A 25,580-nucleotide genomic window follows, 5' to 3' on the forward strand; every position below is an offset into this window, starting at 1 on the left:
GAACTTTGCGTAAACTTTGTGCCTTTGCGGTAAAATACAGCCACAAATAAATTATAATTCATACTTTTGAACTATATTAAAAAGCCTTTTATTTATGGAAATCCAATCCAATTTTTCTTTAAAAAAATATAATACTTTCGGCATTGAAGCCAATGCCAAACAATTTGTTGCCGTTCATTCTATTGCTGAATTGAAAACAGTTTTAGCAGCAAACCAAAACGAGAAAAAATTTATTTTAGGAGGCGGAAGCAATATGCTTTTAACAAAAGATATTGACGCTTTGGTGATTCATATCGATTTAAAAGGCAAAAAAACAATTAAAGAAGACGACGATTTTGTTTGGGTTGAAAGTCAGGCTGGAGAAACTTGGCACGATTTCGTACTTTATACAATTGATAATAATTTTGGCGGATTAGAAAACATGTCGCTTATTCCTGGAAATGTCGGCACAACGCCAGTTCAGAATATTGGAGCTTATGGAACGGAAATTAAAGACACTTTCGTTTCTTGCGAAGCCATGAATATTGAAACTCAGGAAATGAGAACTTTCAACAATGCTGAATGTAATTTTGGCTACCGCGAAAGTATTTTCAAACATGAAGTAAAAGACCAATATATTATTACTTCGGTTATTTTTAAATTGACCAAACGCAATCATAAAATCAACACCTCTTACGGAGATATTTTGGCTGAATTGGCTAAAAACAACATTACACAACCAACACTAAAAGATGTGAGCAATGCTGTAATCGCGATTAGACAAAGTAAATTGCCAGATCCGAAAGAACTAGGAAACAGCGGAAGTTTCTTCAAAAATCCGATTTTATTGAAATCTGATTTTGAGAAAATCCACCAAAAATTCCCAGAAATGAAATTTTACAAAGTTTCAGAAACCGAAGTAAAAGTTCCTGCAGGTTGGCTGATTGAACAAGCTGGTTTTAAAGGAAAACGTTTTGGAGATGCTGGAGTTCATAAAAATCAGGCATTAGTTTTAGTAAATTACGGAAACGCGACAGGACAAGAAATTTTAGCCGTTTCAAAAGAAGTTCAGAAAACCGTTTTTGAAAAATTCGGCATTCAAATTGAGGCAGAAGTGAATGTGATTTAAAAATAAAACTTCATTAATGAAATCTTTTTAATGAAAAAATTAAACGTAGGGATTCTTATAATTCATTTTTTAGGAATGATTTTCTTAATTGATGGCATTTATCAATTACGATTATTTACTGTTGCAGATAAAATTATTTGCATGAAGCATCAATTTCAGTTTCAGAAACCTGAAATCTGGAATAGATTATTCCCTACAAATGAAGATGTTTTAAATTTCTGGCCAAGTGTCTATATCTGGATCTTTTTTGCTCTTGTGGTTGGCATTTTTTATGCGGCATTCCTGAACTGGAAAAACAGACTTTCTTCTATAAATACTATTTTATTGGCACTTGCTCTATATGTTCTTTTAAGATTAAAGTTTTTTAGGAAAGAAATATTTTCACTTCTTTTCCGACCACTAAGAGTATTGCTTTCAGATAGTTTTGCCATACAATGTTTAATAGAAGGAATTATCTTTACCATTATTGGTTTTGTCCTTATTTATTTTGGCGCAAATTCAAAATTGTTCAACTTAAACAAAGCAACAATTGAGAGTTAAACCTTGAGTTTGTTTGTAAAATCTCTTTCTTAAACCACAAATAATGTACACACCTGATTTATATAAAAACGAAAATCCTGAGGAAATTAGAGCTTTTTTGAAAGAAAATAGTTTTGGAATCCTGATCAATCAGACCAACGGAAAATTATGCGCAACGCATATTCCGATAGAATTGGAAATGAATGCTGACGGAAAAGAAATTTTGCAAGGGCATATTTCAAAACTGAATCCGCAAGCGGAAGGTTTTGTGGCAAATGATCAGATTTTGGCCATTTTTACAGGTCCACACAGTTACATTTCTTCTTCTTGGTACGATCACGAAAATGTGCCAACTTGGAATTACATAGCTGTACATGTTTACGGAAGAATCAAGATTGTGGATTACGAAACTTCAGTAGAACAACTGAAAAAACTTGTAGATAAATACGAAGCAAATTCTAAAAATCCAGTACGAGTTGAAGATTTATCTGAAAAAACAATGCGCGAAGCCAGAGGGATTTTTGGTTTTGAAATCGAAATTGACGAAATTCAAGCCACAAAAAAACTCTCCCAAAACCGTGACGATCATAATTACAAAAACATAATTTCGGAATTAGAAAAAACCGAAAACCCTCAGTCTATTGCTGTTGCAAAAGAAATGTCAAAATGCCGAAAGTAAATCTGCTTTAGCTATTGAAATTATCGAATTGATAAGTACATTTGCAGTCGCAGAACGTGAAAATTAATAGAATCAAATAAATCAGATGCTTATATACATATTTTACTTTTTTATTGCTATTGTCGTAGTTCAATTATTTTATTATTTAGGAGTCTTTGGGAAATTTGCTTTTGCTAAGCCACAGCACATTAAGCCTAAAAATCTTCCAGTTTCTGTAATCGTTTGCGCTAAAAACGAAGAAGAGAATGTAAAAAAATACATTCCGCTTTTGGCACAGCAAGATTATCCAGATTTTGAAATTGTCTTAATTGACGATGCATCTAGCGATGAAACTCTTGAGGTTTTTGAAGAATTTGAAAAAGAATTCTCTAATATCCGTTTGGTAAAAGTCGAAAATAACGAGGCTTTCTGGGGAAATAAAAAATACGCTTTAACGCTTGGGATAAAAGCAGCGAAGAAAGATTATTTACTTTTTACAGATGCAGATTGTTTCCCAAGTTCAAAAGATTGGATTACCTCTATGACTTCGCATTTTACCATGAATAAAACAATCGTTTTAGGGTATGGAGGTTATGAAAAAGTAGAGCGTTCGTTTTTAAACAAAATTATTCGCTTTGAAACTGTTCTAACAGCAATACAATATTTTTCTTGGGCAAAAATGGGACTTCCTTATATGGGAGTCGGCAGAAATCTTGCTTACAAAAAAGAAGAGTTTTTTAATGTAAATGGCTTTATTGACCACATTCAGATTCGCTCTGGCGATGACGATTTATTCATTAATCAGGCCGCAAATAAAACAAACACAACTATTTCTTATACACCTGAAAGTTTTACCTATTCAAAACCTAAGACTACTTACAAGGAATGGTTTACTCAGAAAAGAAGACATATTTCTACCGCAGAACATTACAAGTTCTTTGATAAAATGCAGTTAGGACTATTCTTCATTTCACAATTATTTTTCTTTTTATTAGTTATTGTATTATTAGCATTTCAATTCCAATGGATTGCCGTATTAGCAATTTTAGCAACACGCTATACTGTTGTATGGACTGTAATTGGATTTTCAGCAGGAAAATTAAAAGAAAAAGATATTAAAATTTGGTTTCCAGTTGTTGAGATAGCGCTTATATTAACGCAAATTAATATCTTTATAACTAATATCTTTTCAAAACCCGTATATTGGAAATAAATTCTAAAATAGAAAAAGCAAAAAAAGGCGATCAGATCGCCTTTACTTTTTTATTAGATCATTATTGGAATGAGGTGTATTCGTTTATGCTCAAAAGAACCGAAAACGAAACCACCGCAGAAGATATTACCATAGAAACCTTCTCTAAAGCTTTTGATAAAATAGCTTCTTATAATTCAGAATTTCAGTTTAACACCTGGCTTATTGCAATTGCAAAAAATGTCTATATTGATTTGCTTCGAAAAAAGAAAACCAATCTTTTTATAGAAATCACAGACAACGAAGACCAGCAGGCATACAACATTGCCGACCCTACTCCATCTGCAGAAGATGCTTTAATTAAAGAACAGAATCTTTCTCGTCTGCTTCTATGCATCAAAGAACTTAAACCACACTACCAAGAAGTAATTCAGCTTCGTTATTTTCAGGAAATGTCTTATCAGGAAATTGCCGTTAAGATAAACGAACCGTTAAGCAGCGTTAAAGTGAAACTTTTGCGAGCTAAAAAATTATTAGCCGAAATTATCGAACGTAACAGATAATTTATTATCTTTAAATAAAGAATAAATAATTACTCGTTTTATTCTTAAAATAAACAGATTTCCACAATACTAAAACTACAACTTTTACGTTGTTAGCTCAAACCTAAACCTTTTCTGCGTATGATTTAAAGTTACTTAACCTTAAAACCCAAAAATTATGTCTAAATTAAGCATTTATGAAAACAAGTGGACCGATCTTGTTTTCGAGAACAAAAACAAAGAATACGGCGCTTATCAGCTACGTCAGGAGAATTCCAAAAACTCTGTTACAGCTCTCTTTATGGGTTTATTGTTAATAACGGCTTTAGGAAGTGCACCTGTACTTATTAGCAAAATTACGTCTTCAACTGTTGAAGTTGAGCCAGAACCAACAATCTACAAACCTACGGTTATCCCCGTGGATCCTATTGTTGTGCCACCACCGCCAGCTCCGCCTGCACCTATGGTTGAACAGAGTTCAGTACCAAAAACAGATGCGGTACAGCTAACAAATCCTGTAGTAGCGAGAACACAAGAGGCAGTTGAAAATATTGCATCAAATACAGAAAATGTACCTGCTACAGACAATACAACTGGAAATGGACCTGCAATTAATACAATGCCTTCTTCTGGAGGAAATGGAGATGTTGCTTCGGTTGCACCGCCAACAAACGATCCTGTTTCTGTTGCAGTTCTGGATAAGCTTCCAGAATTCCCAGGTGGAATCGCGCAGTTTTACAAGTATGTTGGAAACAATTTCCGCAGACCAGAACTTGATGTAGAAAAAACATTAAGAGTGTATGTATCGTTTGTAGTTGAAAAAGACGGATCGCTTACAGACATTATGGTAAAAAATGATCCTGGTTATGGAGTAGGAAAAGAAGCCATTAGAGTCTTGAAATCATTAAAAACAAAATGGGCTCCAGGAGTTCTAAACGGACAACCAGTTAGAACTGCATACAATCTTCCAATCACAATAAAAACAGAAGTCGAATAATATAAATATTTTGAAAAGTGAAAAAGCAGAACTTAGGTTCTGCTTTTTTGTTACATTTAATTCATCAATCAACCCCTATCTAATTAAAATTCAACTTTAATGCCTTTTACATTTTCGCATCCTGCAATAATTCTTCCGTTAAGATATTTACCAAAATCATGGTTTTCTATAACAGCATTAGTAATCGGAAGCCTTACTCCTGATTTCGAATATTTTCTCCGCATGAAAGTCAAAAGCGATTACAGCCATACTCTAAATGGTATTTTCTGGTTTGATTTACCTTTTGCTCTTTTACTAACTTTTCTCTTTCATAATTTAACTAAAAATCTCTTGTTTCAAAATCTTCCATTTTTTATAAAAAACAGAATTCTAATTTTTAAAGATTTTGACTGGAATGTTTATTTTAAAAGAAATTGGTTTATCGTTTTAATCTCTTTATTGGTTGGAATATTTTCTCATATTTTCTGGGATGCTTTTACACATAAACATGGTTATTTTGTTCATCAGTTTGATACTTTTCAAAACACCTTATCAATATTTGGAGTAGAAATTCCGTTTTGGAAAATAGCTCAGCATTCAAGCACTCTTTTTGGAATTAGTGTTATAATATATGCTTTCTCTAAACTTCCAAAAGTTTCTTATCCCCAAACCGCTATTAATAAACTGTATTGGAGTGCTGTTGTTTTATTTACCGTTACGATTTTATTAATGAGATTTGCATTAGATCCAAAAGCTTTAAATATTGGAAATTTAATTGTCACTTTTATAGCATCCTTCTTAACGGCCATAACAGTTGTTCCGTTAATAATTAAATTTAAATCAAACCAAAAAAATTAACAAAATCGACTACATTTACTCCTTCAAAACGGAAATCATTTTAACTAAATTAAAACAGAATAATGGGAATATTTTCAGCAATTCTTGGCAATGCGGGTTCAGTAAGTCAAGAAGATTTAATTAAAAAATACGGACAGCTTTTGACGGCAAATGAAGAAATCGAAATGGGTTTTAAACTTATTCGCGATACTTTTATTTTCACCAACAAACGATTAATCTTGGTTGATGTACAAGGAATTACAGGAAGTAAAACAGAATACAAATCTATTGGTTATAAAAGCATTACTCGTTTTAGTGTAGAAACAGCTGGAACTTTTGATTTGGATGCCGAATTAAAAATCTGGATTTCAAGCGAACAACATCCGAGTATTGTAAAACAATTTAATAAATCGGTTAATGTTTATGAAGTGCAAAAGATTCTTGCTTTTCATGTATTAGGATAAAAAAATAAACCCGGCATTTTGCCGGGTTATTTTTTATGATTACACACAACTCTTATTTCTTTTTGGTTGTAGTTTTCTTCGTAGTTGTTGCTTTTTTAGTTGTAGTGGCTGCTGGAACTGTATTTACAATCTTTTGTTGCACGTAAGGTTTATACAAACCATCTTTTTCTGCTCTTTTTTTAGCTTCATCTGCTCTTTTCTGTGAATCTGGATGCGAACTCATCATTTGATCAATAAACGAAGCTTGTGACCCTTCGCTCATTTTTGCCAAAATTCTAAAAGCAGATTCTTCAGCATTTACATCGTAACCATTTTTCTTCATGAAATTGTAAGCAAATAAATCTGCCTCAGATTCTTGTTTACGACTATATTTACTATCAATAATTGCGCTTCCAATTTTTCCAAGCTGACTATCGGTAACTGTCGCCACTGTTGCAGACTGAGAAGCTGCTCCATCCATTAAAGCTTCTTTTTGATAAGCCGCGCGAATAGCATCTCTCGAATCATTGTTTGCTACGTGTCCGATTTCATGCCCAATTACAGCAATTAATTCATTGTCATCCATAATATCCATTAAACCCGAATATACACGAACGCTTCCGTCTGCAGTTGCAAAAGCATTTACTTCTTTCAACTTATATACTTTATAATTTAAAGTAAATCCGTCACCAGAAGCATGTTTTCCAAAAACACGATTTAATCTTAAAGTATAACCGTCAGTTGGTCCAGCAATTTCATGTTCGGCATCTAATTTATCTACCGCTTCTCTAGATAATTTTGCCGCATCGGCATTACTAAAAGTAAAACCCGTAACTCCTTTTTGAACTGCACCAATCGCCTTATCTCCAAAATTAATCTGTGCAGTCATTTTAGTCAAACCAAATGCTGTAAATAAAAGTCCCGCTATTATAAATTTCTTTTTCATATTTTTTTATAATTACAATTTAACAACAAATGTAAATAACAAATATGCTATTTCATTTCACATCAGACTTGTTTTTCAACAATTAAAGGTATAAAATTTTAACTAACTTAATAACAAGATTCTAACTATTATTCAGAATAAGGATCAACAAAAAACCGATAAACTCTTTTAAGATTTTATCGGTTTTTGAGATTTTATAAAACACTACTTCTTCTTGGTTGTTGTTTTTTTTGTAGTTGTTTTAGCACTAGTTGTTACTGGTGGAGTATTTACAATTTTCTGTTGTACATAAGCTTTATACAAACCATCTTTTGTCGCTTTTTTCTTAGCATCGTCTGCTCTTTTACCAGAGTCAGGGTGTGAACTCATCATTTTGGTCATAAAAGAAGCCTCTGCACCTTCACTTAAATTTTGAAGAATTCTAAAAGCTGATTCTACAGCATTTACATCATAACCATTTCTTTTCATAAAATCATACGAAAATGAATCAGCCTCAGATTCCTGCTTTCTGCTGTGTTTGCTATCAATCATTGCACTGCCAATTTGTCCCAATTGAGATTTTGTCATAGTCTCAATTTTTCCTGACTGCGATGATGCGACATCCAATAAAGCTTCTTTTTTATACGCCGCTTTTATCGCATCTCTTGTATCATGATTAACAACGTGTCCAATTTCATGACCAATAACAGCAAGCAATTGATTATCATCCATAATATCCATTAAACCTGCAAACACACGAACACTTCCGTCAGCACACGCAAAAGCATTAATATCCTTTACTAAATATACCTTATAATTTAAGGTAACTCCTTCACTTGTGATGTGCTTCCCAAACAAACGATTTAAACGAATTGAATATCCATCTTTTGAATCGGCAACTGGATTATTTGCATCCAATTCCGCAACAGATTGTTTGGCTAAAGCTGCTGCATCTGCATCACTAAAAGTAAATCCTGAAACACCTTTTCCTAAAGCTCCCATAGTTTTATCTGAAAGTATTTGCGCATTTGTTTTGGTAAAACTCAAAATTGCAAATAAAGTCCCTAATAAAATAATTCTTTTTTTCATGTTTTTAAAACTGTTAAAATAACAACAAAATTAGTACAGCATAATTTTTACAAGATCTCAAGAAGCCAAATTTGTAACAGATTAAGGCTAAACTTTTAAATTCGATAAAAATCAAATCGAACATCTGAATATTAAATACAAGCTAAAAAAACAATCGTTAAATATATTTAAAAGCAACCTATTAACACTTTAACGCAATTATCTTCAATATCCCTCGCAAACATGATGTGTAAAGGAAAAGCAAATAAACATCTCAAAATAAACTACATTCCGTATCTTTGTACTTTGAACATTGATATATGGAAACAGTCACTGAAAATATACAAACCACAAAACCAAAGTGGTTAAAAGTAAAATTACCTATCGGACAAAAATATACTGAACTCAGAGGTTTAGTTGATAAATATAATTTAAATACCATTTGTACTTCTGGAAGCTGTCCAAACATGGGCGAATGTTGGGGTGAAGGAACAGCAACTTTTATGATTTTAGGAAATGTCTGTACTCGTTCTTGCGGTTTCTGCGGTGTAAAAACAGGCAGACCAGAAACGGTAGATTGGGATGAGCCTGAAAAAGTAGCTCGTTCTATTAAAATCATGAATATCAAACATGCTGTAATCACTAGCGTTGACAGAGACGATATTAAAGACGGTGGTTCTATCATTTGGATGGAAACCGTGAGAGCCATCAGAAGAATGAACCCTCAAACTACTCTTGAAACTTTGATCCCAGATTTTCAAGGAATTGAAAGAAACCTTGATCGTATTGTAGAAGCAAATCCTGAAGTTGTTTCGCATAACATGGAAACTGTACGACGTTTGACTCGCGAAGTTCGTATTCAAGCCAAATATGACAGAAGTTTAGAAGTGCTTCGTTATCTGAAAGAAAAAGGAATCAACAGAACAAAATCTGGAATTATGCTTGGTCTTGGAGAAACTGAAGAAGAAGTTTTCCAGACTATGACAGATTTAAGAAATGCAAATGTTGATGTTGTAACAATTGGACAGTATTTACAGCCAAGTAAAAAACATCTTCCTGTAAAAGAATTCATTACACCTGAACAATTTGCCAGATATGAAAAATTTGGTCTTGATTTAGGTTTCAGACATGTTGAGAGTGGACCTCTTGTTCGTTCTTCCTATAAAGCGCAAAAACATATTTTATAAAAAAGTTTAATCGTTTAATCGTTTAATTGTAAAACCGATTAAACGATTAAACAGTTAAACGAATAAATAAAAAATTGAAAACAAGAATTGCTATTAATGGATTTGGAAGAATTGGAAGAAATTTATTCCGATTACTTTTAAATCACCCCGAAATCGAAGTCGTTGCTATAAATGACATTGCAGACAACAAAACCATGTCGCATTTAATTAAATATGACAGTATTCACGGTGTTTTGAAAGCCGAAGTAAGTCATGACGAAAATAGTATCATTGTAGACGGAAGGCATTTTTTCTTTTTTCATGAAAAAAACATTTCAAACATAGACTGGAAGTCGCATTCGATTGATATTGTGATTGAGTCGACAGGTAAATATAAAACGCATGAAGAATTAAATGCGCATCTGGAAGCTGGAGCAAAAAAAGTAATTCTTTCGGCTCCATCAGAAGTTGACACAATCAAAACGGTAGTTCTTGGTGTAAACGAACATATTTTGGACGGAAACGAAGATATAGTTTCTAATGCAAGCTGTACAACGAATAATGCTGCTCCGATGATCAAAATTATCGAAGAATTGTGCGGAATTGAGCAAGCTTACATTACCACTATACATTCTTTCACGACAGACCAAAGTCTTCATGACCAGCCACATAAGGATTTACGCCGTGCGAGAGGTGCCAGCCAGTCGATTGTTCCAACAACTACAGGTGCAGCTAAGGCATTAACAAAAATTTTTCCTAAATTGCACAATAAAATGGGTGGCTGTGGTATTAGAGTCCCAGTTCCAGACGGTTCATTAACAGACATAACCTTCAATGTAAAACGTGCCGTGAGCATTGAAGAAATAAATAAAGCATTCCAACAAGCCTCAAAGACAAATTTAAAAGGAATATTAGATTACACCGAAGATCCGATTGTTTCGGTTGATGTAATTGGCAATACACATTCTTGTTTATTTGATGCACAGCTAACTTCGGTTATCGATAAAATGGTAAAAGTTGTAGGCTGGTACGATAACGAAATTGGCTATTCATCAAGATTGATCGATTTAATTTTACTGATAAGAAAAAAATAAGATTCATTGTAATAGCGTTGCCATACATGATGAAATACTATCTTTTTATTGTTGTTTGTTTTTTAAACTCATTTTTGTATTCTCAAGCTAAAAAGAATACGGATAGTGTTACCTATTATAACAAGCTGGCTAATTCTAACCTTAACAATAAAAAGTTTGATCAGGCGGTTTATTACACCGAAAAGTCGATTAATTTCTGTGAAGAAAATGGCAAAAAAGAGAATTTGGCCAATCAGACTTTTAAGCTCGGAAAAATCTATTACAACCAGAGAAAATTTGAAGACGCTTTAAAAAACTTCCATAAAACGGTTTCTTTATTCGACACTTTAAAACCAAGCTGCACAAAAGTTTTGGCTTTGCATTATATTGGCGTAACAAATACCGCAAAAGGCGATTACAAAACAGCTAACGTTTATTACACAAAAGCCAAAGATTTACTTAAAAATCTGAACATCAATGACAACGCAGAAATATTAAATTATCAGAAAGCTTTAGCATTTAAAACCAATAACGATCTTAAATCGGCACTAAAGACTTTTAAAGCAATCACTAAAAAACCAGACAACAATGCAATTATAAAAACCAAAGTAGATACCTATTATCAGCTTGGTTTAATTGAAGGGCAACTTAAAAGAAACGATTCGGCAATTATATATTTTAATAAAGCCTTAGATTACAATGACAAAATCAATGATTTTCCGAAGAAATCGAAAATCGTTTTAGCCATAAGCCAATACTACAAACAAAATAAAAACTATGATCTGGCATATTCCTACCTAGACGAGCATTATCAGCTGGAAAATTATATGCTAAAACTAAAAAATGCCAAAATTGATTTGGATGAATTCCAAAAATTCAAAAAAAATCAATCTTTAAGCAACACAATTAAGAAAGAAAGCGAAGAAAAATTTCAACTCAAAACATATCGCTATTCTAAATTGGTTAGTATTTTGGCAATTGCTTTGATTTCGATTTTATCCCTTTTGAGTTTAGCGCTGTACAAAAACAACATCATCAGAAACCAGAACAATTTATTACTTCGAGAAAAAAACAAAGAACTGATTCTGGCCAAAAACAAAGCAGAAAAAGCTTCAAAAGCAAGATCTGAATTTTTGTCTACAGTAAGCCATGAACTCCGGACACCTTTGAATGCAATTAACGGAATTACCCATATTCTACTGGAAGACAAACCGAAGAAAAAACAATTAAAGTACTTAGAATCTTTAAAATTCTCTGGGAATTATTTGACCACTTTTATCAACGAAATCTTAGAGATCAACAAAATTGATTCGACTAAAGTCGAAGTTGAAAATATCAGTTTTAATCTTAAAGAACTGCTTTTTAACATTCAAAGTTCACTAAAAGAATTGGCAACCGCCAATAAGAATTACTTCAATCTAGAAATAGACAAAACCATTCCTGACAATCTAATTGGAGATCCAACTAAATTATCTCAAATTATACTAAACTTAATCAACAATGCTTTAAAATTTACTCAGAACGGCCACGTAAATGTTATCGCAAAACTGTATTCTCAGGAAGAAGAAAATGCAACGGTTTATTTCGAAATTGTCGACACTGGAATCGGAATTCCTGAAGACAAACTTCAATCTGTTTTTGAGAGCTTTTCTCAAGGTTCTATCGAAGTAAACAGAAAATATGGAGGAACAGGTCTTGGTCTTACAATTGTAAAAAAATTAATAGAACTTTTAGGAGGCGAAATAAAATTAAAAAGTGAAGTAGGTAAAGGTTCTACATTTACCTTCAAGTTAAACTTCAAAATCAATAATGAACCATTGGAAGTAATCGAAGAAGTAAAACCTTATAATGACAAACAATTGAAAAACAAATCTATTTTATTGATTGAGGACAACAAGATCAATCAAATGATCACTCGCAAAATGTTGGAAAACAAAAATATCACTTGCGAAATTGTTGACAATGGAGAAGATGCTGTCGAACTTTTAAAAGTTAAACGCTTCGACATGATTCTAATGGATGTTCATCTTCCTGGAATTAACGGAACGACAGCTACCAAATTGATTCGCGAATTTGATAAAGCGACTCCAATTATTGCTTTAACAGCTATTTCGCTTGACGAAAACCGAGATATGCTTCTTTCTTTTGGAATGGATGACGTAATTACCAAACCTTTTGTACCAGACGATTTCTACACTACTATTGCTAAGTTTTTTGATTAACTGAGAAACTAAGTTTCTGAGATGCTAAGATTTTGAGTTTTCTTTTACATACTCTAAAATCGTTGCATCAAAATCTTGCTGATGATTGATGAACGAGCTTTTTATTGGCAAATAATACAATTGATCTACTAACTCTGAGTCTTTCAATCTCACATAATCTTTTTCGGTGGTGATTATTTTCCTTCCGTTTGCTTTATTTCGAATTGAATTTAAATCTGCATCAGAAAAATGATGATGATCTGGAAAAGTCAAGCATTCATCACTTTCATTTTTTAGGTAGTCAAAAAATGGTTTTGGTTTTGCAATTCCAGCTAAAAGAAGTTTTGGTTCTGATTTGATTTCACTAACGGCAATTTTTTCGTTTTTACCATAAATGATCATATCGTAGTCTATAAAAGTAAAAAAGACTTTCTGACTGCCTTTCAACTTCAATTTTAATCTAATCTCAGTTTGTTCTTCTTCTGTTAAAATTTTAGGACATTTTGTAACAACTACTATACTAGCCCTTTCTGCTCCGCTCCTGCTTTCACGCAAATTCCCCGTTGGCAGCATAAAATCGTCTGCATATAAATCACCATAAGAAGTCAGTAAAATATAAAAACCAGCTTTTACTTTTCTATGCTGATAGGCATCATCCAACAGAACAATTTCTGGCTGTTCGTTTTGAGAAAGTAATTGCTGAATTCCGTTTGTACGATTGGCATCAACAGCAACCATTATATTTTGAAATTTTTGATAAAACTGAAAAGGTTCATCTCCCAAAATTTCGGCATTCGAATTTTCATTAGCCAAAACAAAACCTTCTGACTTTCTTTTATAACCGCGGCTTAAAGTGGCAATTTTATATTTATCAGATAATAAACGAATTAAATATTCTATTTGAGGTGTTTTACCAGTACCGCCAACGCTAAGATTTCCAACCGCAATTACTGGAATATCAAACGAAGTGGATTTTAGAATCCCTTTATCAAAAAGAAAATTACGGATCGAAGTAATGAATCCGTATAAAATGGCGAAAGGGAAAAGTATTTTTCGAAGTAAGTTCATAGAATTATTTATCTGAATAATGTCCCATTGCTGAAACTATAATAACGGTTACGATATCTTCTTCTACCCGATAAATCATTCTATCTTTTTGATTAATTCTTCTAGACCAATATCCATTAAGACTATACTTCAATTCCTCTGGTTGTCCTTCTCCAAAAAAAGGGGTTTCAGTTAGTTCCAAAAGTATTTTTTCGATCTTTTTTATGGTAGCTTTATTTCCTGATTTATAGTGACTTTTCAAATCTTTACGAGCAATATCGTCAAATTCTACAAAATACTTCCCCATATATCATCTGGATTTAATCTTGTCGTTTTTCCTTGTTTAATATTCTCTTCTGCTTTTTTAACTTTTTCAATAAATTCTGCACTATAGATACTTGGCTCCTCATTAACCTGTCCATAACTATCCGTTTCTACAATTTCAATACCATCAAGACCTTTAAAGAAAGCTTCAAACATTTCCATAAATGCTTTTCCTGTCTTCGTGCGTTCGTTAATTTTTATAGTTGTCATAACTTATAAATTTTATATTACAAATGTACTAAATTTGTACTTTTAGTATCAACTATTATTACCATTAGTATAAATAGTTGTTACCAACAAAAATTTGGAAAAAACTGAAAATGAAAATCAAAAATATTATATCGGCTCTTGAAGAAATGGCTCCTTTGGCTTATGCCGAAGATTTTGACAATGTTGGACTTTTAGTTGGAGATTCTGAAACCGAATCTACGGGAGTTTTAGTCTGTCATGATGCCTTAGAAAGTGTTATTGACGAAGCTGTTGCTAAAAACTGTAATCTAGTCGTTTGTTTTCACCCGATATTATTTTCTGGAATTAAAAAAATTACAGGCAAAAATTATGTAGAACGCGCTATTTTAAAAGCGATCAAAAACGATATTGCTATTTATGCCGTTCATACCGCACTTGACAATCATTCGCAAGGCGTAAATAAAATTTTCTGCGATGCATTAGGATTGACAAATACTAAGGTTTTGATTCCGAAACAAAATTTCATTCAAAAATTAGTCACTTTCACTGTTCCAGATAATGCAGATAAAGTTCGAAATGCCATGTTTGAAGCTGGAGCTGGAACAATTGGAAACTATGACAATTGCAGTTTCAACACGCAAGGTTTTTTTACTTTTCAAGGAAATGAAGACAGCAATCCTGTAATTGGAGAAAAAGGAAAACTGCATACAGGAGAAGAAATTAAAATTGAAGTGGTTTTTGAAAAACATCTTCAGTCCAGAATTTTAAAAGCACTTTTTGCGAATCATATTTACGAAGAAGTCGCTTATGAGATCTACGATTTAAAGAATGCTCACCAAAATATTGGTTTAGGAATGATTGGTGAGTTTGAAACTGAAATGGATGAAAAAGATTTCCTTGTTTCTGTAAAAGAAAAAATGATTGCCGACGGAATTCGTCATTCTGCTTTTTTAGGTAAAAAAATAAAAAAAGTTGCTGTTTTGGGAGGATCTGGAAGTTTTGCCATAAAAAATGCAATTCAGGCTGGAGCCGACGCTTTTTTGACTGCCGATTTGAAGTATCACCAGTTTTATGAAGCTGAAAACAAGCTACTTTTGGCAGATATTGGTCATTTTGAGAGCGAACGCTATACAAAAAATTATATTGTTGATTATCTTCGAAAAAAAATTCTTAATTTTGCAATCATTTTATCGGAAGAAAATACAAATCCAGTTAAGTACTTATAGAATATGACGAATACGAAAGAATTAAGTGTTGAGGACAAGTTAAGAGCAATATACGATTTACAGCTTATTGACTCTAGAATTGACGAAATCAGAAACGTTAGAGGAGAACTTCCTTTAGAGGTTGAAGATTTAGAAGATGAAGTTGCAGGTTTGAGCACTCGTTCAGAAAAACTGAAAGGTGAACTTGAAGTGATTGAGGAGCAAATCAAAGCAAAGAAAATTGCTATTGAGGAGCATAAAGAGGTTATCAAGAAGTACACTAAACAACAAGAATCAGTACGTAACAACAGAGAATTTAATTCTTTGACAAAAGAAGTTGAATTTCAAGAATTAGAAATTCAATTGGCTGAAAAGCAAATCAAAGAAATGAAAGCTTCTATCGAGCACAAAAAAGAAGTTATTTCTAATTTAAAAGAAAAACTTGATGCTAAAAGCTCTCATTTAAAACATAAAAAATCTGAGTTAGATGCTATCATGGCTGAAACTCAGAAAGAAGAAACTTTCTTGACTGAGAAATCTGCTGAATTTGCTTCACAAATCGAAGACAGATTATTAGCAGCTTACAACAGAATCAGAAGCAGTGTTCGTAACGGATTAGCTGTAGTTTCTATCGAAAGAGGAGCTTCTGCTGGATCTTTCTTTACAATTCCGCCACAAACTCAGGTTGAAATTGCTTCAAGAAAGAAAATCATTACTGATGAGCACTCTGGAAGAATTTTAGTTGATACTCAATTAGCTGAAGAAGAAAAAGAAAAAATGGAACAATTGTTCGCAAAATTCTAATATCAAGTCCCGATTAAATCGGGACTTTTTTTTTACTTATTTTTTTTGCCACAGATTAAAAGGATTAACGCAGATTAAATTATTCTTATGCTGAATAAAATCTTTTTTTAATCCTTTTAATCTGTGGCAAAACATTTTTTACCTTTAGAAAAAAAAATTAAGTTTTGGGAATTAAAAAAGGCATTCGTTTTATTACATTAAAATCAGTTGGATCTTATATTAATTTTTTGAGCTATGTGCGTCCGCAAAAAGCTGTTGAACTTTCTTATGCGCTTTTCAGCCAACCGCGAATTGGCCGATTGAAAAAAGAAGAACTTCCGAAAGTTTTGCGACACACAGAAACAGAAACGTTTCATCATAACGAACATCATTTTCAAACCTACATCTGGAAAGGAAATGAAACCAAAATTCTATTGGTTCACGGTTGGGAAAGCAATGCTGCGCGATGGAAAAAAACATTACCTCACCTTCAAAAATCCGGAAGCACTATTATTGCCATCGATGCTCCAGCTCATGGACAAAGCAGCGGAAAAGAATTTAATGTGCCGCTTTATGCTGAGTTTATCAATAAAGCAGTAGAAAAATACCAGCCAGAAATTATTATCGGACATTCGATTGGAGGCGCAGCTTGCGTTTACCATCAATATTTATTCCCGAATACCAGCATCAACAAAATGGTAATTTTAGGAGCTCCTTCAGAGTTAAAAACTTTAATAGACAATTACGTTTCAATGCTGAGCCTAAATACCAAAATGTTTTCTCTTTTAGAAAGTAAATTCTTGGACCGCTTCAATTTTAAATTGGAAGATTTTTCGGGACAGAAATTTGCCTCCCAATTTACTATTCCTGGATTTATTGCTCATGATACTTCAGATAAAATTGTGGCTTTCGCCGAAGGGCAAAAAATAGCAAGCAATTGGAAAAATAGTCAGTTTATTGAAACTTCTGGTTTAGGCCACGGAATGCATGATGATGAATTGTATGATAAAGTGATTGAGTTTCTTTTTTCGCCTGAAGGTTCTGAGCCACTAAGTCGCTAAGGCACTAAGTTTTTCCCTTAAAAAACGGCAGTATTGTCATTTCGACGAAGGAGACTCGAGCGATAGCGAACAGGCGAAGCAAATCTTCGCAAGTAACTCCGTAACGAAAACCCAATCTTTGTCGAGCTTCTCACGAAGATTTCTCCTTCGTCGAAATGACAAGATTGCGTGAAATCTATTAATCTAAAATCTGCAATCTAAAATTTTTAAACAACAATCTTAAAATACTTCAGCAATTCCTTCTCTCCTTTTCCAGTAACAGTAATAGCTCTCGAATTTTCAGTTTTTCTGAGCCAGTCTTCTTTCAACATTTTATTAAAAAGCAATGTTCCAATTGAACCGGCAATATGATTTCTACGTTCACTCCAATCTAAGCACGGTTTTAAGAAAATTCGTTTTTGTTTTTGTGCTTCTTCCAAATTAATTCCAAAATCTGAAAACCACTTTTTCCCATCTGAACTTATTTCAAAAGTGTTATTTTGATTGACAATTATTTTTTGTTCCAATAAACTATCCGTTAAAGCCACGCCAATCTTTCCCGCTAGATGATCATAGCAAGTTCTGCAGAATTTTATTGGAGGATAAGTTTCTGCTTTACCTTTCGAAGCAACTTCAGGTTTCGGAACTAAACTTGCCATTGCTTCAAGCGCGTATGCGACTTCTTTATTTGAAAATCGGTAATATTTATGACGTCCTTGTTTTTCTACACAAAGCAAATCGGCATCGAGAAGCTTCCCTAAATGCATACTAATATTTTGCGGAGATGTGTTGACGCTTACTGCCAGTTCTGTAGCTGTAAAAGCTCTTCCGTCCATTAAAGTCCACAAAATTGAAGCGCGCGTAGGATCGCCAATTAAGGATGCTGTTTTTATAAATTGATCTTCCATTTAGATGTTCACAGTTAAGTGCAGAATGAACTATTGCCTTGTAAAGTTAAATAACTTTGCTAAAAACATTCCACATGAAGTCAACTTTATTCCTTCAATCTGACAGCAGCGATCCTTATTTGATCTATAAAAACATGTTGCAAAACAATCCCGTTTATTGGGATGAAACCAATAAAATATGGGCAATATATTCTTATGAAGATTGTGTTTCTATTTTGAAAAATCCTAAAGCTGAGATTCCGGCTGTAAATCCAGACAACAAACAAAAACTGAACAAAAAGGCATTAGAAATTTTAAATAATCTGACACGATTATCAAACGGGATACAGCATAAAATTTCAAAAGAAATCGCAATGTTGTTGTTTTCAAAAATGAAATCTGTAGATATCAATTCAATTATTTCCCAATTAATAAAAAGCAATTTAGCTGAAAACAAAATAGATTGGGTAAATTCGGTTTGCAAGAAACTGCCAGTTCTAGTTGTTTTACAAAGTTTTAATTTTGAAGAAAAGGATTGTGAGTTTATTGCAAACCAAATAGAATCTATGGTTAAAATAATGCTTCCGCAGAAAACAGAAGAACAAGTAAAATCTATAAATGAAGTTTCAGCAACAATATTTTCAATCGTAGAAAAACAGCTTTTTCAATTAAACTTTTATGAATCTTTATCAGCCAAAATTTCGGAATCAAATTCTCTTTCGCTTGACGAAATTAAAACAATAAGCATTAGCAATTTAATTGGATTGTTTATTCAGAGTTTTGATGCGGGAAGAGGAATTTTGAGCAATTCTCTCTTGCAGATTCTGAATAATAAAACTTTTTCTAGTAAAACAGAAATTGAAAAATCGGTAATAGAAACTTTACGCTTTGACCCGCCCATTCACAATACAAGACGAGTTGCGACGGAAGATTTTTACATCGGCAAAAGCCTAATTAAAAAAAATGATCCTATTTTAGTTGTGCTTGCGTCGGCAAATCGAGATTGGAAGAAGTTTGAAAATGAATCAAAATTTGACATTGAAAGAAATAATAATGCTGAAAATCTAACTTTCGGAATTGGCGGTCATATGTGTCTGGCTAAACATTTCTCTATTCATTTAACTACCGAAGCTTTATGTTTTTTATTTAATCAATTCAATACCGTTACCATTCTAGAAAATAATATTCAATACGAACCCATGATAAATGCCAGATTACCGAAGAATATCTGGATTTCATTACAATAAAAAAAATAAAAATATGATAGCTGTAATTTTTGAAGTAATTCCTAACGAAGGAAAAAAAGAAGAATATCTGGACATCGCTGCAAGTCTGCGTCCAGAATTAGACCATATTGAAGGATTCATTTCTATAGAACGATTTCAAAGTTTTACCGATCCTTCAAAAGTGTTGTCTTTATCATTTTGGAAAGATGAAGAAAGTATTCAGCAATGGAGAAATCTGGAAATGCATCGTCACGCGCAGGCAAAAGGTCGAAATGAAGTTTTTAAAGATTATCATTTACGAATTGCGACTGTGGTTCGTGATTACGGAATGTTTGATCGAAAAGAAACGCCGAGTGATAGTTCGGTTTTTCATGATTCGTAGAAAAGGTGCTAAGATTCTAAGCTACTAAGGTTCTAAGTTTTTTCTCAAAAATCTAAAATCTAAAGTCTAAATTCTAAAATTCTAAGATATCTAAACTTTTGCCTACTTTTGCAGTATGGAAGAAAATTTGAAACGTCTCAATAAATTTATAGGAGAAACTGGTTATTGTTCTCGTCGTGAAGCCGATAAATTAATCGAAGAAGGACGCGTTACAATAAATGGCGCTGTGGCTGAAATGGGAACTAAAGTTTCGCCAGATGATGAAGTACGTATAGACGGAAAATTAATCGTTGAAAAAAACGAGAAACTGGTTTATCTGGCTTTCAACAAACCAGTTGGCATTGAATGCACTACCAACTTAGAAGTTAAAAATAACATTGTTGATTATATTAATTATCCAAAACGTATTTTCCCAATTGGAAGATTGGATAAAGCCAGTGAAGGATTAATTTTTATGACCAATGATGGTGATATCGTAAACAAGATTCTTCGTGCCAGAAACAATCACGAAAAAGAATATACCGTTACCGTTGACAGACCCATTACAGATCGTTTTATTCAGAGAATGGGAAATGGTGTTCCGATTTTGGATACGGTTACCAAAAAATGTAAAGTAGAGCAAATCAGCAAATACACTTTTAAGATCATTTTAACGCAAGGATTAAACCGTCAGATTAGAAGAATGTCTGAATACTTGGGGTATGAAGTTACGGCGTTAAAACGTATTAGAATCATCAATATTTCTTTGGATGTTCCTGTTGGAAGATATAGAGATTTAACCGATGATGAAATAAAAGAATTGAATCAGTTGATTGAGCCTTCTAGCAAAACCGAAGAAGCGAGTCTTCCTAAAGTTGAAACTTCGAATTCAAGTGCAACTCCAACTAGAAGAAAAAATTATATCTCCAAACACGATCCTCGATTTAAAAAAAGAGGAGATAATAAATAAAACAGAAATCCCATTCAAGTAACTGAATGGGATTTTTCATTTTGTTCTATTTCTTTTCTTTATTCAAAAAATCATAATATAATGCTTTAGATAAAAAGCTAGCATCTTGATAATTCCAGATCATTTCTTCTCTGACCGATTCTGCATATTTTCCGTCTAAATTGTTCTTTTTGAAATATTCTCGTCGAGCTTCATCATTAAAATTTAACCCGCTAAGGAAAATTGGCTCTACGCCTTTGTTTACAGAAATATTGTAATTCGTAATTAAACCGCCCCAGTTTATATAACTGCATAAAAGAATCGTTCCGTAGAAATACCAAAGCATTTGATTGAAAAGAAAAGCATTTGTTTTCTGTTTGCTGATTTTCTGAAATGAAACTACTAATCCGATAATGGCTAAAATTAGAAAAGCATACACGCCTAACCTTTTATAAGTAAGACCATAAAAAGAAACATACTCTGAGTTTTTAATAATCGCGCTTATAATTAAAATCACGTTTAGCCCTAGCCAAACTTTAGCCAGCGTTTTTAAAGAAGATGCTTTTTCATCAAAATTAAAACCTCCTTTAAAATAAAATAAGATTACCCCTACTGCCATTAAGATTGAAAAAATTACGGCGTTTACGCGTTCGTGCGTATCAGAACTTAGATTTGTTTTTTCAACTACTTCAAAAAACTGTTCGTAATTGTAAGTTGCGATAAAAACTAGCAACATGATATTTAAAAGAAACAAAGTAATTACGCCACTTTTTCTTTCGAAATCAAGATCTAAAAATGAAAAAGTACTTTGATTTTTTATTTCAGAAATATTACTGAAATCATTACTTAATTTCGGATTGTATTCGTAACAAACATCAGGAACCCAGTAATTCCAAAAGCTGAACGAAATATAGAATCCTAAAATGCACATTGCAATTAATTGCGGAAGATTAATATCTAATTCATAATCTGTAAATAATGAAGAGAAATGATCGCTTCCGAAAGAATACACGATAAAAAACAATCCGAGAAAAATAATTGGAATAAGAACAAAGGCAATTAATTTTTTAGCAAAATCATTGTGGATTTTGCGTTCTGGAAGCCATTGTTTAAAAATGAATATTCTGCCAATAGAAGTAAATCCGTTTAAGACTATTAGAGGGAAAACCTGAATCATTTTAAGTTCTCCATCTTGTGTTTTAAATTGTAAAAATAAAATTGATAAAGCTAAAGCAAAAAATGATGCTGCATCTCCGTACCATGCAAAGGCGAAACAAGACAAGATCGACGTCATTACAAGAACTAAATGCGATCTGTCGACAAACTTTTCCTGAAAGAAATAACTAATCAAGAGCGTAAGAACTACACCGAAAATAGAAATATTGATTCCTACCGATTGGTTGTAAAAAAGCAGTATAAAAACCGCTGTACAGGCTAAGATAATTTGATGTTTTTTCATGATTGATGAATTTAAAAGTACTTTGTAATTCAAAGTTTTTAGGTAAAAAAATAGCGTTATTTATGATTTCATTAATTTTTCAAGGTACGATAAGTGCTCTTTAAAAGCTGCACGCCCCAGATCGGTTACCTGATAAGAGGTTTTTGGCTTTTTGCCCACAAATTCTTTCTTCACTTCGATATAAGCTGCTTTTTCAAGCGCAGAGGAATGACTCGCTAAATTACCGTCGGTGATATTCAAAAGCGCTTTCATCTCGGTAAAATCTACCCAGTCGTTAACCATCAGAACGGACATTATACCCAGTCTGACACGGCTTTCAAAATCTTTATTTAGTTTATCAATAATTCCCATTGGGTTATTTGTATTTTTTGAACATCACTAATCCGTATACAATATGTAGGATCCCGAATCCGATAATCCAGAAAATCAAACCATATCCTATATTAAAAAGTGCAATACATCCTAAAATCAGTTCCGAAAAACCTAGATATTTAATATCTGAAAATGTATATTTTTCTGCGTTTATAACGGCTAATCCGTAAAATATTAATGTCGATGGCGCCACTAAACCAAAGTAACCGTGGTACATCATTGCTAAGCAAAACACTCCACCAGCTAAAAGCGGAACGGCTAGATTGAACAACATCTTTTTTGTTGCTGAAGTCCAGATTGGCAAATTGTATTTTCGGCTTTTTCTAATGGTAAAAAAGATTCCGAATGCAAATGCAAATACTAAAATTGTGATTCCGATCCAGAATAATTCTGAAACCAGATTGGTAGAATATAATCTATGCTCATCATTTAGATAATCCATGCCGTTTGCTTTAAAAAGCTGGTAAACATAGATTCCGCCAATTAAAGCCGAAAGACCTGCGAAAACTCCCGAAAGTCCGCTTAATGATATAAATCGTGAAGAGCGCTCCATCATGGAACGAATATGTGCTAAATCTTCTTGGTGCTTTTGATTCATAATTAAAGTACTTTGCGTTACAAAGTTATTATTTATTTTGAATTGACAAATAAAAAAAGTGATTTTTTTATTTAAGTAAGACCTAACAGGTTTTAAAAACCTGTTAGGTCTCTCCGTAAAGTTGCGTGAGGGATAGGAGCTGGCTACCGAAGTAGCGCGGATAGCCCGACCCCGACCCGTTGAGAGGGCGCATAAGCGTAAAGTATGTTTGCCCTTTCAACGGGTCGGGGTCACGCCCAAATTATAAAAACAAAAAGCCCATTCTTAACGAACAGGCTTTTACTATTTTGAAATTTTGAATTAAAACCATCTTCTTCTTTTGAATAGAAGAACTCCGAAAGTAGATAGAATTATAGAGACTAAAAGTAGAATCCAGATTCCGTACTTACTTTCTTCTAGGCCGTTTGGCACGTTCATTCCGTACAAACTGGCGATTAAGGTTGGAATCATTAAGATGATCGAAATGGACGTCATCTGTTTCATGATTGTATTCATATTATTTGAAATTACAGAAGCGTAGGCATCCATCATTCCTGTTAAGATGTTGTTGTAAATATTGGCTGTGTCTTGTGCCTGATTTAATTCGATTTCGACATCTTCTAATAATTCTGGGTCGTAATTGGCTTTGTGCGCTTTTAGATTTTTAATTCTTTGAAATAAAACGTCATTTGCCTTTAATGAAGTGATGAAGAATACAAAACATTTTTCGATTTGAAGCAAGGCTTGCAATTCTTCATTTTTGATCGATTTCTCTAAGTTATCCTCGGCAAGTTTTATTTTATGATTGATTTGTTTTAGATATTTCAAATACCAAACGCTTGACGACAAAAGCAATCTTAGTACAAGGTTGAAATTGTCTTCAATTTCGATGTTTTTACGTTGTGAATACGACACAAAATCGGCAATGATTTCTGTTTTATAAAAGCTGATGGTCACACAGATATCATCTTTAAAAATGATTCCGAGAGGAACGGTATGAAAAGGAATTTTGATATCGCCACTTTTAACTGGAATACGCATAATGATAAGTGTCCAGCCGTCTTCGATTTCGATACGGGGTCTTTCGTCGATATCCTCAATATCATTGTAAAAAGCTTCAGGAACCTGAAGTTCATCCACTAAATAGTTTTTATCTGATTCTGTTGGAGATTCGATGTGAATCCAGCAATTTGAAGTCCATTTTTGGATTTCTACCAATCCGTTGTTGTTTGTGTAAAAGGCTTTCATTTCAAAATACAGGTTTTTAGCGCAGCATTTTGAAAATTTCAAAAGCTGCTTTAATTAAATACTAACGAATAATAATCGTCCATTTGGAGAAGTGTTTTTTAAGTGGTGCAAAAGTATCCTTTATTTTTAAGAACCAAAACTTTAAACTATTAATTATATATTAAAAAGACAAAGCCCGTTCGATCGAACAGGCTTTGCAACTATATTTTGACGCAATTTTTATTTATTTCTTGCGCTTCTTATTTTTCTCGCTAAAAGAGTATTTTTAAGCAACATTGCAATTGTCATTGGCCCTACTCCACCTGGAACTGGTGTAATAAACGCAGCTTTTTTGCTTACTCCGTCAAAATCAACATCTCCTTTGATAACGTATCCTTTTGGATTTGATGCATCGTCTACGCGCGTAATTCCAACGTCGATAACGGTTACTCCTTCTTTGACCATATCGGCTTTTAAGAATTCTGGAACTCCTAAAGCTGTAATAATGATATCGGCGTTTTTAGTGAATTCTGCTAAGTCTTTTGTACGGCTGTGAGTTAGCGTAACTGTAGAATCACCTGGATTTCCTTTACGGCTCATTAAAATACTCATTGGACGTCCTACGATATGGCTTCTTCCAATTACGACTGTATGTTTTCCTGCCGTTTCTACTTTGTAACGCTCTAGCAATTCCATAATACCGAATGGTGTTGCCGGAATAAAACTTTCCATTTCAAGAGCCATTCTTCCAAAGTTAGTTGGGTGAAATCCGTCAACATCTTTGTCTGGATCGATTGCTAATAAAATTTTTTGCTCGTCGATATGTTTTGGCAAAGGCAACTGAACGATGTATCCATCAAGATTATCATCTTCGTTCAATTCTTTAATTTTAGCCAATAATTCGTCTTCTGTAATCGTTTCTGGTAAAGCAACCAAAGTTGAATCGAAACCAATCTCTTGGCATGATTTTACTTTACTTCCTACGTAAGTTAAACTTGCTCCGTTATTACCTACTAAAACGGCTGCTAAATGAGGCACTTTTCCTCCAGCTACTTTTATTGATTGAACTTCGGCTGCAATTTCGTTTTTAATGTCGTTAGATGTTTTTTTACCGTCTAGTAGTTGCATTGTGTGTTGTTTCAGGTTTTAATTTTTGTTTCAAGTTTCAAGTTTCATGTTATTGTTGAAACTTACTATTTATTGAATTAAAAAAGTTTCAAGTTTTG

28 protein-coding genes are annotated in these 25,580 nt (G+C 33.1%); 17 read left to right on the forward strand and 11 right to left on the reverse strand.

The window, feature by feature from the left end:
* The first annotated feature begins 94 nt into the window (after positions 1 to 94).
* The 8 genes from murB (at position 95) to QLQ95_RS04525 (ending at position 6,296) form a co-directional block, all read left to right on the forward strand.
* Complete coding sequence (gene murB / locus QLQ95_RS04490; protein ID WP_482502802.1) at positions 95 to 1,108, forward strand: UDP-N-acetylmuramate dehydrogenase; 1,014 nt, start codon at positions 95 to 97, stop codon at positions 1,106 to 1,108.
* A 30-nt stretch (positions 1,109 to 1,138) separates the two neighbouring features.
* Positions 1,139 to 1,648, forward strand: a complete 510-nt coding sequence (locus QLQ95_RS04495) for a hypothetical protein (protein WP_482502803.1) — start codon at positions 1,139 to 1,141, stop codon at positions 1,646 to 1,648.
* 43 nt (positions 1,649 to 1,691) lie between these two features.
* Positions 1,692 to 2,306, forward strand: a complete 615-nt coding sequence (locus tag QLQ95_RS04500; protein ID WP_482502805.1) for an FMN-binding negative transcriptional regulator — start codon at positions 1,692 to 1,694, stop codon at positions 2,304 to 2,306.
* Between the two features lie 85 nt (positions 2,307 to 2,391).
* Positions 2,392 to 3,498, forward strand: a complete 1,107-nt coding sequence (locus tag QLQ95_RS04505; RefSeq protein WP_482502807.1) for a glycosyltransferase — start codon at positions 2,392 to 2,394, stop codon at positions 3,496 to 3,498.
* Positions 3,489 to 4,040 (forward strand): RNA polymerase sigma factor, encoded by a 552-nt coding sequence (locus tag QLQ95_RS04510; RefSeq protein WP_095929424.1) that lies wholly within the window; start codon positions 3,489 to 3,491, stop codon positions 4,038 to 4,040. Before QLQ95_RS04505 ends, QLQ95_RS04510 begins: the two co-directional genes overlap by 10 nt.
* A gap of 157 nt (positions 4,041 to 4,197) precedes the next feature.
* The gene (locus tag QLQ95_RS04515) at positions 4,198 to 5,016 is read left to right on the forward strand and encodes an energy transducer TonB (RefSeq protein ID WP_320493100.1); all 819 of its coding nucleotides are present in this window, start codon (positions 4,198 to 4,200) and stop codon (positions 5,014 to 5,016) included.
* Positions 5,017 to 5,115: 99 nt separating this feature from the next.
* Positions 5,116 to 5,853, forward strand: a complete 738-nt coding sequence (locus QLQ95_RS04520) for a DUF4184 family protein (protein WP_320493099.1) — start codon at positions 5,116 to 5,118, stop codon at positions 5,851 to 5,853.
* A gap of 62 nt (positions 5,854 to 5,915) precedes the next feature.
* Positions 5,916 to 6,296: a PH domain-containing protein gene (locus QLQ95_RS04525; protein ID WP_095929421.1), complete on the forward strand. Its 381-nt coding sequence runs from the start codon at positions 5,916 to 5,918 to the stop codon at positions 6,294 to 6,296.
* A 52-nt stretch (positions 6,297 to 6,348) separates the two neighbouring features.
* Here QLQ95_RS04525 and QLQ95_RS04530 read toward each other — a convergent pair whose 3' ends face one another.
* Together QLQ95_RS04530 and QLQ95_RS04535 are read right to left on the reverse strand one after the other, a co-directional pair.
* On the reverse strand, positions 6,349 to 7,221 hold the full coding sequence (locus QLQ95_RS04530) for a M48 family metalloprotease (protein WP_482502810.1): 873 nt from the start codon (positions 7,219 to 7,221) through the stop codon (positions 6,349 to 6,351).
* Positions 7,222 to 7,425: 204 nt separating this feature from the next.
* Positions 7,426 to 8,289 carry a M48 family metalloprotease gene (locus QLQ95_RS04535; protein WP_320493096.1) on the reverse strand — a complete coding sequence of 288 codons (864 nt, stop codon included), beginning with the start codon at positions 8,287 to 8,289 and terminating at the stop codon, positions 7,426 to 7,428.
* A gap of 299 nt (positions 8,290 to 8,588) precedes the next feature.
* Between QLQ95_RS04535 and lipA the strand changes: the two genes are divergently transcribed.
* The 3 genes from lipA (at position 8,589) to QLQ95_RS04550 (ending at position 12,729) form a co-directional block, all read left to right on the forward strand.
* Positions 8,589 to 9,455 carry a lipoyl synthase gene (gene lipA / locus QLQ95_RS04540; protein ID WP_482502812.1) on the forward strand — a complete coding sequence of 289 codons (867 nt, stop codon included), beginning with the start codon at positions 8,589 to 8,591 and terminating at the stop codon, positions 9,453 to 9,455.
* Between the two features lie 74 nt (positions 9,456 to 9,529).
* A complete protein-coding gene (gene gap / locus QLQ95_RS04545; protein ID WP_320493095.1) occupies positions 9,530 to 10,528 on the forward strand; it encodes a type I glyceraldehyde-3-phosphate dehydrogenase in 999 nt (332 codons plus the stop codon).
* Positions 10,529 to 10,557: 29 nt separating this feature from the next.
* Positions 10,558 to 12,729, forward strand: a complete 2,172-nt coding sequence (locus QLQ95_RS04550; protein WP_320493315.1) for a tetratricopeptide repeat-containing hybrid sensor histidine kinase/response regulator — start codon at positions 10,558 to 10,560, stop codon at positions 12,727 to 12,729.
* 24 nt (positions 12,730 to 12,753) lie between these two features.
* Here the strand turns inward: QLQ95_RS04550 and lpxK are convergent, their stop codons facing one another.
* Genes lpxK through QLQ95_RS04565 form a run of 3 tightly spaced genes read right to left on the reverse strand, consistent with a single transcriptional unit; the run spans position 12,754 to position 14,289 of the window.
* On the reverse strand, positions 12,754 to 13,776 hold the full coding sequence (gene lpxK, locus QLQ95_RS04555; RefSeq protein WP_095929415.1) for a tetraacyldisaccharide 4'-kinase: 1,023 nt from the start codon (positions 13,774 to 13,776) through the stop codon (positions 12,754 to 12,756).
* Positions 13,777 to 13,780: 4 nt separating this feature from the next.
* Entirely contained in the window at positions 13,781 to 14,062 is a 282-nt protein-coding gene (locus QLQ95_RS04560) for a Txe/YoeB family addiction module toxin (RefSeq protein WP_095929414.1), read from the reverse strand.
* Positions 14,044 to 14,289 (reverse strand): DUF2683 family protein, encoded by a 246-nt coding sequence (locus QLQ95_RS04565; RefSeq protein ID WP_095929413.1) that lies wholly within the window; start codon positions 14,287 to 14,289, stop codon positions 14,044 to 14,046. Before QLQ95_RS04565 ends, QLQ95_RS04560 begins: the two co-directional genes overlap by 19 nt.
* 110 nt (positions 14,290 to 14,399) lie before the next feature.
* Here QLQ95_RS04565 and QLQ95_RS04570 point away from each other — a divergent pair, with 110 nt between their 5' ends.
* The 3 genes from QLQ95_RS04570 to QLQ95_RS04580 all read left to right on the forward strand — a co-directional run bounded on the left by QLQ95_RS04570 (position 14,400) and on the right by QLQ95_RS04580 (position 17,317).
* Entirely contained in the window at positions 14,400 to 15,494 is a 1,095-nt protein-coding gene (locus QLQ95_RS04570; RefSeq protein WP_095929562.1) for a Nif3-like dinuclear metal center hexameric protein, read from the forward strand.
* Positions 15,495 to 15,497: 3 nt separating this feature from the next.
* Positions 15,498 to 16,277 (forward strand): zinc ribbon domain-containing protein, encoded by a 780-nt coding sequence (locus QLQ95_RS04575; RefSeq protein ID WP_095929412.1) that lies wholly within the window; start codon positions 15,498 to 15,500, stop codon positions 16,275 to 16,277.
* A gap of 164 nt (positions 16,278 to 16,441) precedes the next feature.
* Entirely contained in the window at positions 16,442 to 17,317 is an 876-nt protein-coding gene (locus QLQ95_RS04580; RefSeq protein ID WP_320493094.1) for an alpha/beta fold hydrolase, read from the forward strand.
* Positions 17,318 to 17,523: 206 nt separating this feature from the next.
* On the opposite strand, the gene QLQ95_RS04585 is transcribed toward QLQ95_RS04580, so the two are convergent.
* On the reverse strand, positions 17,524 to 18,204 hold the full coding sequence (locus QLQ95_RS04585) for an ArsR/SmtB family transcription factor (RefSeq protein ID WP_095929410.1): 681 nt from the start codon (positions 18,202 to 18,204) through the stop codon (positions 17,524 to 17,526).
* 74 nt (positions 18,205 to 18,278) lie between these two features.
* Between QLQ95_RS04585 and QLQ95_RS04590 the strand changes: the two genes are divergently transcribed.
* The 3 genes from QLQ95_RS04590 to rluF all read left to right on the forward strand — a co-directional run bounded on the left by QLQ95_RS04590 (position 18,279) and on the right by rluF (position 20,740).
* Complete coding sequence (locus tag QLQ95_RS04590) at positions 18,279 to 19,430, forward strand: cytochrome P450 (RefSeq protein WP_482502816.1); 1,152 nt, start codon at positions 18,279 to 18,281, stop codon at positions 19,428 to 19,430.
* Between the two features lie 13 nt (positions 19,431 to 19,443).
* Complete coding sequence (locus QLQ95_RS04595; protein WP_250837347.1) at positions 19,444 to 19,791, forward strand: antibiotic biosynthesis monooxygenase family protein; 348 nt, start codon at positions 19,444 to 19,446, stop codon at positions 19,789 to 19,791.
* Between the two features lie 115 nt (positions 19,792 to 19,906).
* Entirely contained in the window at positions 19,907 to 20,740 is an 834-nt protein-coding gene (rluF, locus tag QLQ95_RS04600) for a 23S rRNA pseudouridine(2604) synthase RluF (protein WP_320493092.1), read from the forward strand.
* Between the two features lie 46 nt (positions 20,741 to 20,786).
* Here rluF and QLQ95_RS04605 read toward each other — a convergent pair whose 3' ends face one another.
* From QLQ95_RS04605 to QLQ95_RS04625, 5 genes are all read right to left on the reverse strand, one after another.
* Positions 20,787 to 22,178: a DUF4153 domain-containing protein gene (locus QLQ95_RS04605; protein ID WP_428237379.1), complete on the reverse strand. Its 1,392-nt coding sequence runs from the start codon at positions 22,176 to 22,178 to the stop codon at positions 20,787 to 20,789.
* Positions 22,179 to 22,238: 60 nt separating this feature from the next.
* Positions 22,239 to 22,529 carry a winged helix-turn-helix domain-containing protein gene (locus QLQ95_RS04610; protein WP_095929406.1) on the reverse strand — a complete coding sequence of 97 codons (291 nt, stop codon included), beginning with the start codon at positions 22,527 to 22,529 and terminating at the stop codon, positions 22,239 to 22,241.
* A gap of 4 nt (positions 22,530 to 22,533) precedes the next feature.
* Positions 22,534 to 23,148, reverse strand: a complete 615-nt coding sequence (locus QLQ95_RS04615) for a hypothetical protein (RefSeq protein WP_095929405.1) — start codon at positions 23,146 to 23,148, stop codon at positions 22,534 to 22,536.
* Positions 23,149 to 23,448: 300 nt separating this feature from the next.
* A complete protein-coding gene (locus QLQ95_RS04620) occupies positions 23,449 to 24,375 on the reverse strand; it encodes a magnesium transporter CorA family protein (RefSeq protein ID WP_095929404.1) in 927 nt (308 codons plus the stop codon).
* 219 nt (positions 24,376 to 24,594) lie between these two features.
* Positions 24,595 to 25,482 (reverse strand): bifunctional 5,10-methylenetetrahydrofolate dehydrogenase/5,10-methenyltetrahydrofolate cyclohydrolase, encoded by an 888-nt coding sequence (locus tag QLQ95_RS04625; RefSeq protein ID WP_095929403.1) that lies wholly within the window; start codon positions 25,480 to 25,482, stop codon positions 24,595 to 24,597.
* Positions 25,483 to 25,580: the final 98 nt, after the last annotated feature.

This window comes from Flavobacterium sp. B330r (genome assembly GCF_056824325.1).

Excerpts from the sequence above, each read along its gene's own strand:
- murB (WP_482502802.1), top strand. The coding sequence starts at position 95 with ATGGAAATCCAATCCAATTTTTCTTTAAAAAAATATAATACTTTCGGC.
- QLQ95_RS04495 (WP_482502803.1), top strand. The coding sequence starts at position 1,139 with ATGAAAAAATTAAACGTAGGGATTCTTATAATTCATTTTTTAGGAATG.
- QLQ95_RS04500 (WP_482502805.1), top strand. The coding sequence starts at position 1,692 with ATGTACACACCTGATTTATATAAAAACGAAAATCCTGAGGAAATTAGA.
- QLQ95_RS04505 (WP_482502807.1), top strand. The coding sequence starts at position 2,392 with ATGCTTATATACATATTTTACTTTTTTATTGCTATTGTCGTAGTTCAA.
- QLQ95_RS04515 (WP_320493100.1), top strand. The coding sequence starts at position 4,198 with ATGTCTAAATTAAGCATTTATGAAAACAAGTGGACCGATCTTGTTTTC.
- QLQ95_RS04520 (WP_320493099.1), top strand. The coding sequence starts at position 5,116 with ATGCCTTTTACATTTTCGCATCCTGCAATAATTCTTCCGTTAAGATAT.
- QLQ95_RS04525 (WP_095929421.1), top strand. The coding sequence starts at position 5,916 with ATGGGAATATTTTCAGCAATTCTTGGCAATGCGGGTTCAGTAAGTCAA.
- QLQ95_RS04530 (WP_482502810.1), bottom strand. The coding sequence starts at position 7,221 with ATGAAAAAGAAATTTATAATAGCGGGACTTTTATTTACAGCATTTGGT.
- QLQ95_RS04535 (WP_320493096.1), bottom strand. The coding sequence starts at position 8,289 with ATGAAAAAAAGAATTATTTTATTAGGGACTTTATTTGCAATTTTGAGT.
- lipA (WP_482502812.1), top strand. The coding sequence starts at position 8,589 with ATGGAAACAGTCACTGAAAATATACAAACCACAAAACCAAAGTGGTTA.
- QLQ95_RS04550 (WP_320493315.1), top strand. The coding sequence starts at position 10,558 with ATGAAATACTATCTTTTTATTGTTGTTTGTTTTTTAAACTCATTTTTG.
- lpxK (WP_095929415.1), bottom strand. The coding sequence starts at position 13,776 with ATGAACTTACTTCGAAAAATACTTTTCCCTTTCGCCATTTTATACGGA.
- QLQ95_RS04560 (WP_095929414.1), bottom strand. The coding sequence starts at position 14,062 with ATGGGGAAGTATTTTGTAGAATTTGACGATATTGCTCGTAAAGATTTG.
- QLQ95_RS04565 (WP_095929413.1), bottom strand. The coding sequence starts at position 14,289 with ATGACAACTATAAAAATTAACGAACGCACGAAGACAGGAAAAGCATTT.
- QLQ95_RS04570 (WP_095929562.1), top strand. The coding sequence starts at position 14,400 with ATGAAAATCAAAAATATTATATCGGCTCTTGAAGAAATGGCTCCTTTG.
- QLQ95_RS04575 (WP_095929412.1), top strand. The coding sequence starts at position 15,498 with ATGACGAATACGAAAGAATTAAGTGTTGAGGACAAGTTAAGAGCAATA.
- QLQ95_RS04585 (WP_095929410.1), bottom strand. The coding sequence starts at position 18,204 with ATGGAAGATCAATTTATAAAAACAGCATCCTTAATTGGCGATCCTACG.
- QLQ95_RS04590 (WP_482502816.1), top strand. The coding sequence starts at position 18,279 with ATGAAGTCAACTTTATTCCTTCAATCTGACAGCAGCGATCCTTATTTG.
- QLQ95_RS04595 (WP_250837347.1), top strand. The coding sequence starts at position 19,444 with ATGATAGCTGTAATTTTTGAAGTAATTCCTAACGAAGGAAAAAAAGAA.
- rluF (WP_320493092.1), top strand. The coding sequence starts at position 19,907 with ATGGAAGAAAATTTGAAACGTCTCAATAAATTTATAGGAGAAACTGGT.
- QLQ95_RS04605 (WP_428237379.1), bottom strand. The coding sequence starts at position 22,178 with ATGAAAAAACATCAAATTATCTTAGCCTGTACAGCGGTTTTTATACTG.
- QLQ95_RS04610 (WP_095929406.1), bottom strand. The coding sequence starts at position 22,529 with ATGGGAATTATTGATAAACTAAATAAAGATTTTGAAAGCCGTGTCAGA.
- QLQ95_RS04615 (WP_095929405.1), bottom strand. The coding sequence starts at position 23,148 with ATGAATCAAAAGCACCAAGAAGATTTAGCACATATTCGTTCCATGATG.
- QLQ95_RS04620 (WP_095929404.1), bottom strand. The coding sequence starts at position 24,375 with ATGAAAGCCTTTTACACAAACAACAACGGATTGGTAGAAATCCAAAAA.
- QLQ95_RS04625 (WP_095929403.1), bottom strand. The coding sequence starts at position 25,482 with ATGCAACTACTAGACGGTAAAAAAACATCTAACGACATTAAAAACGAA.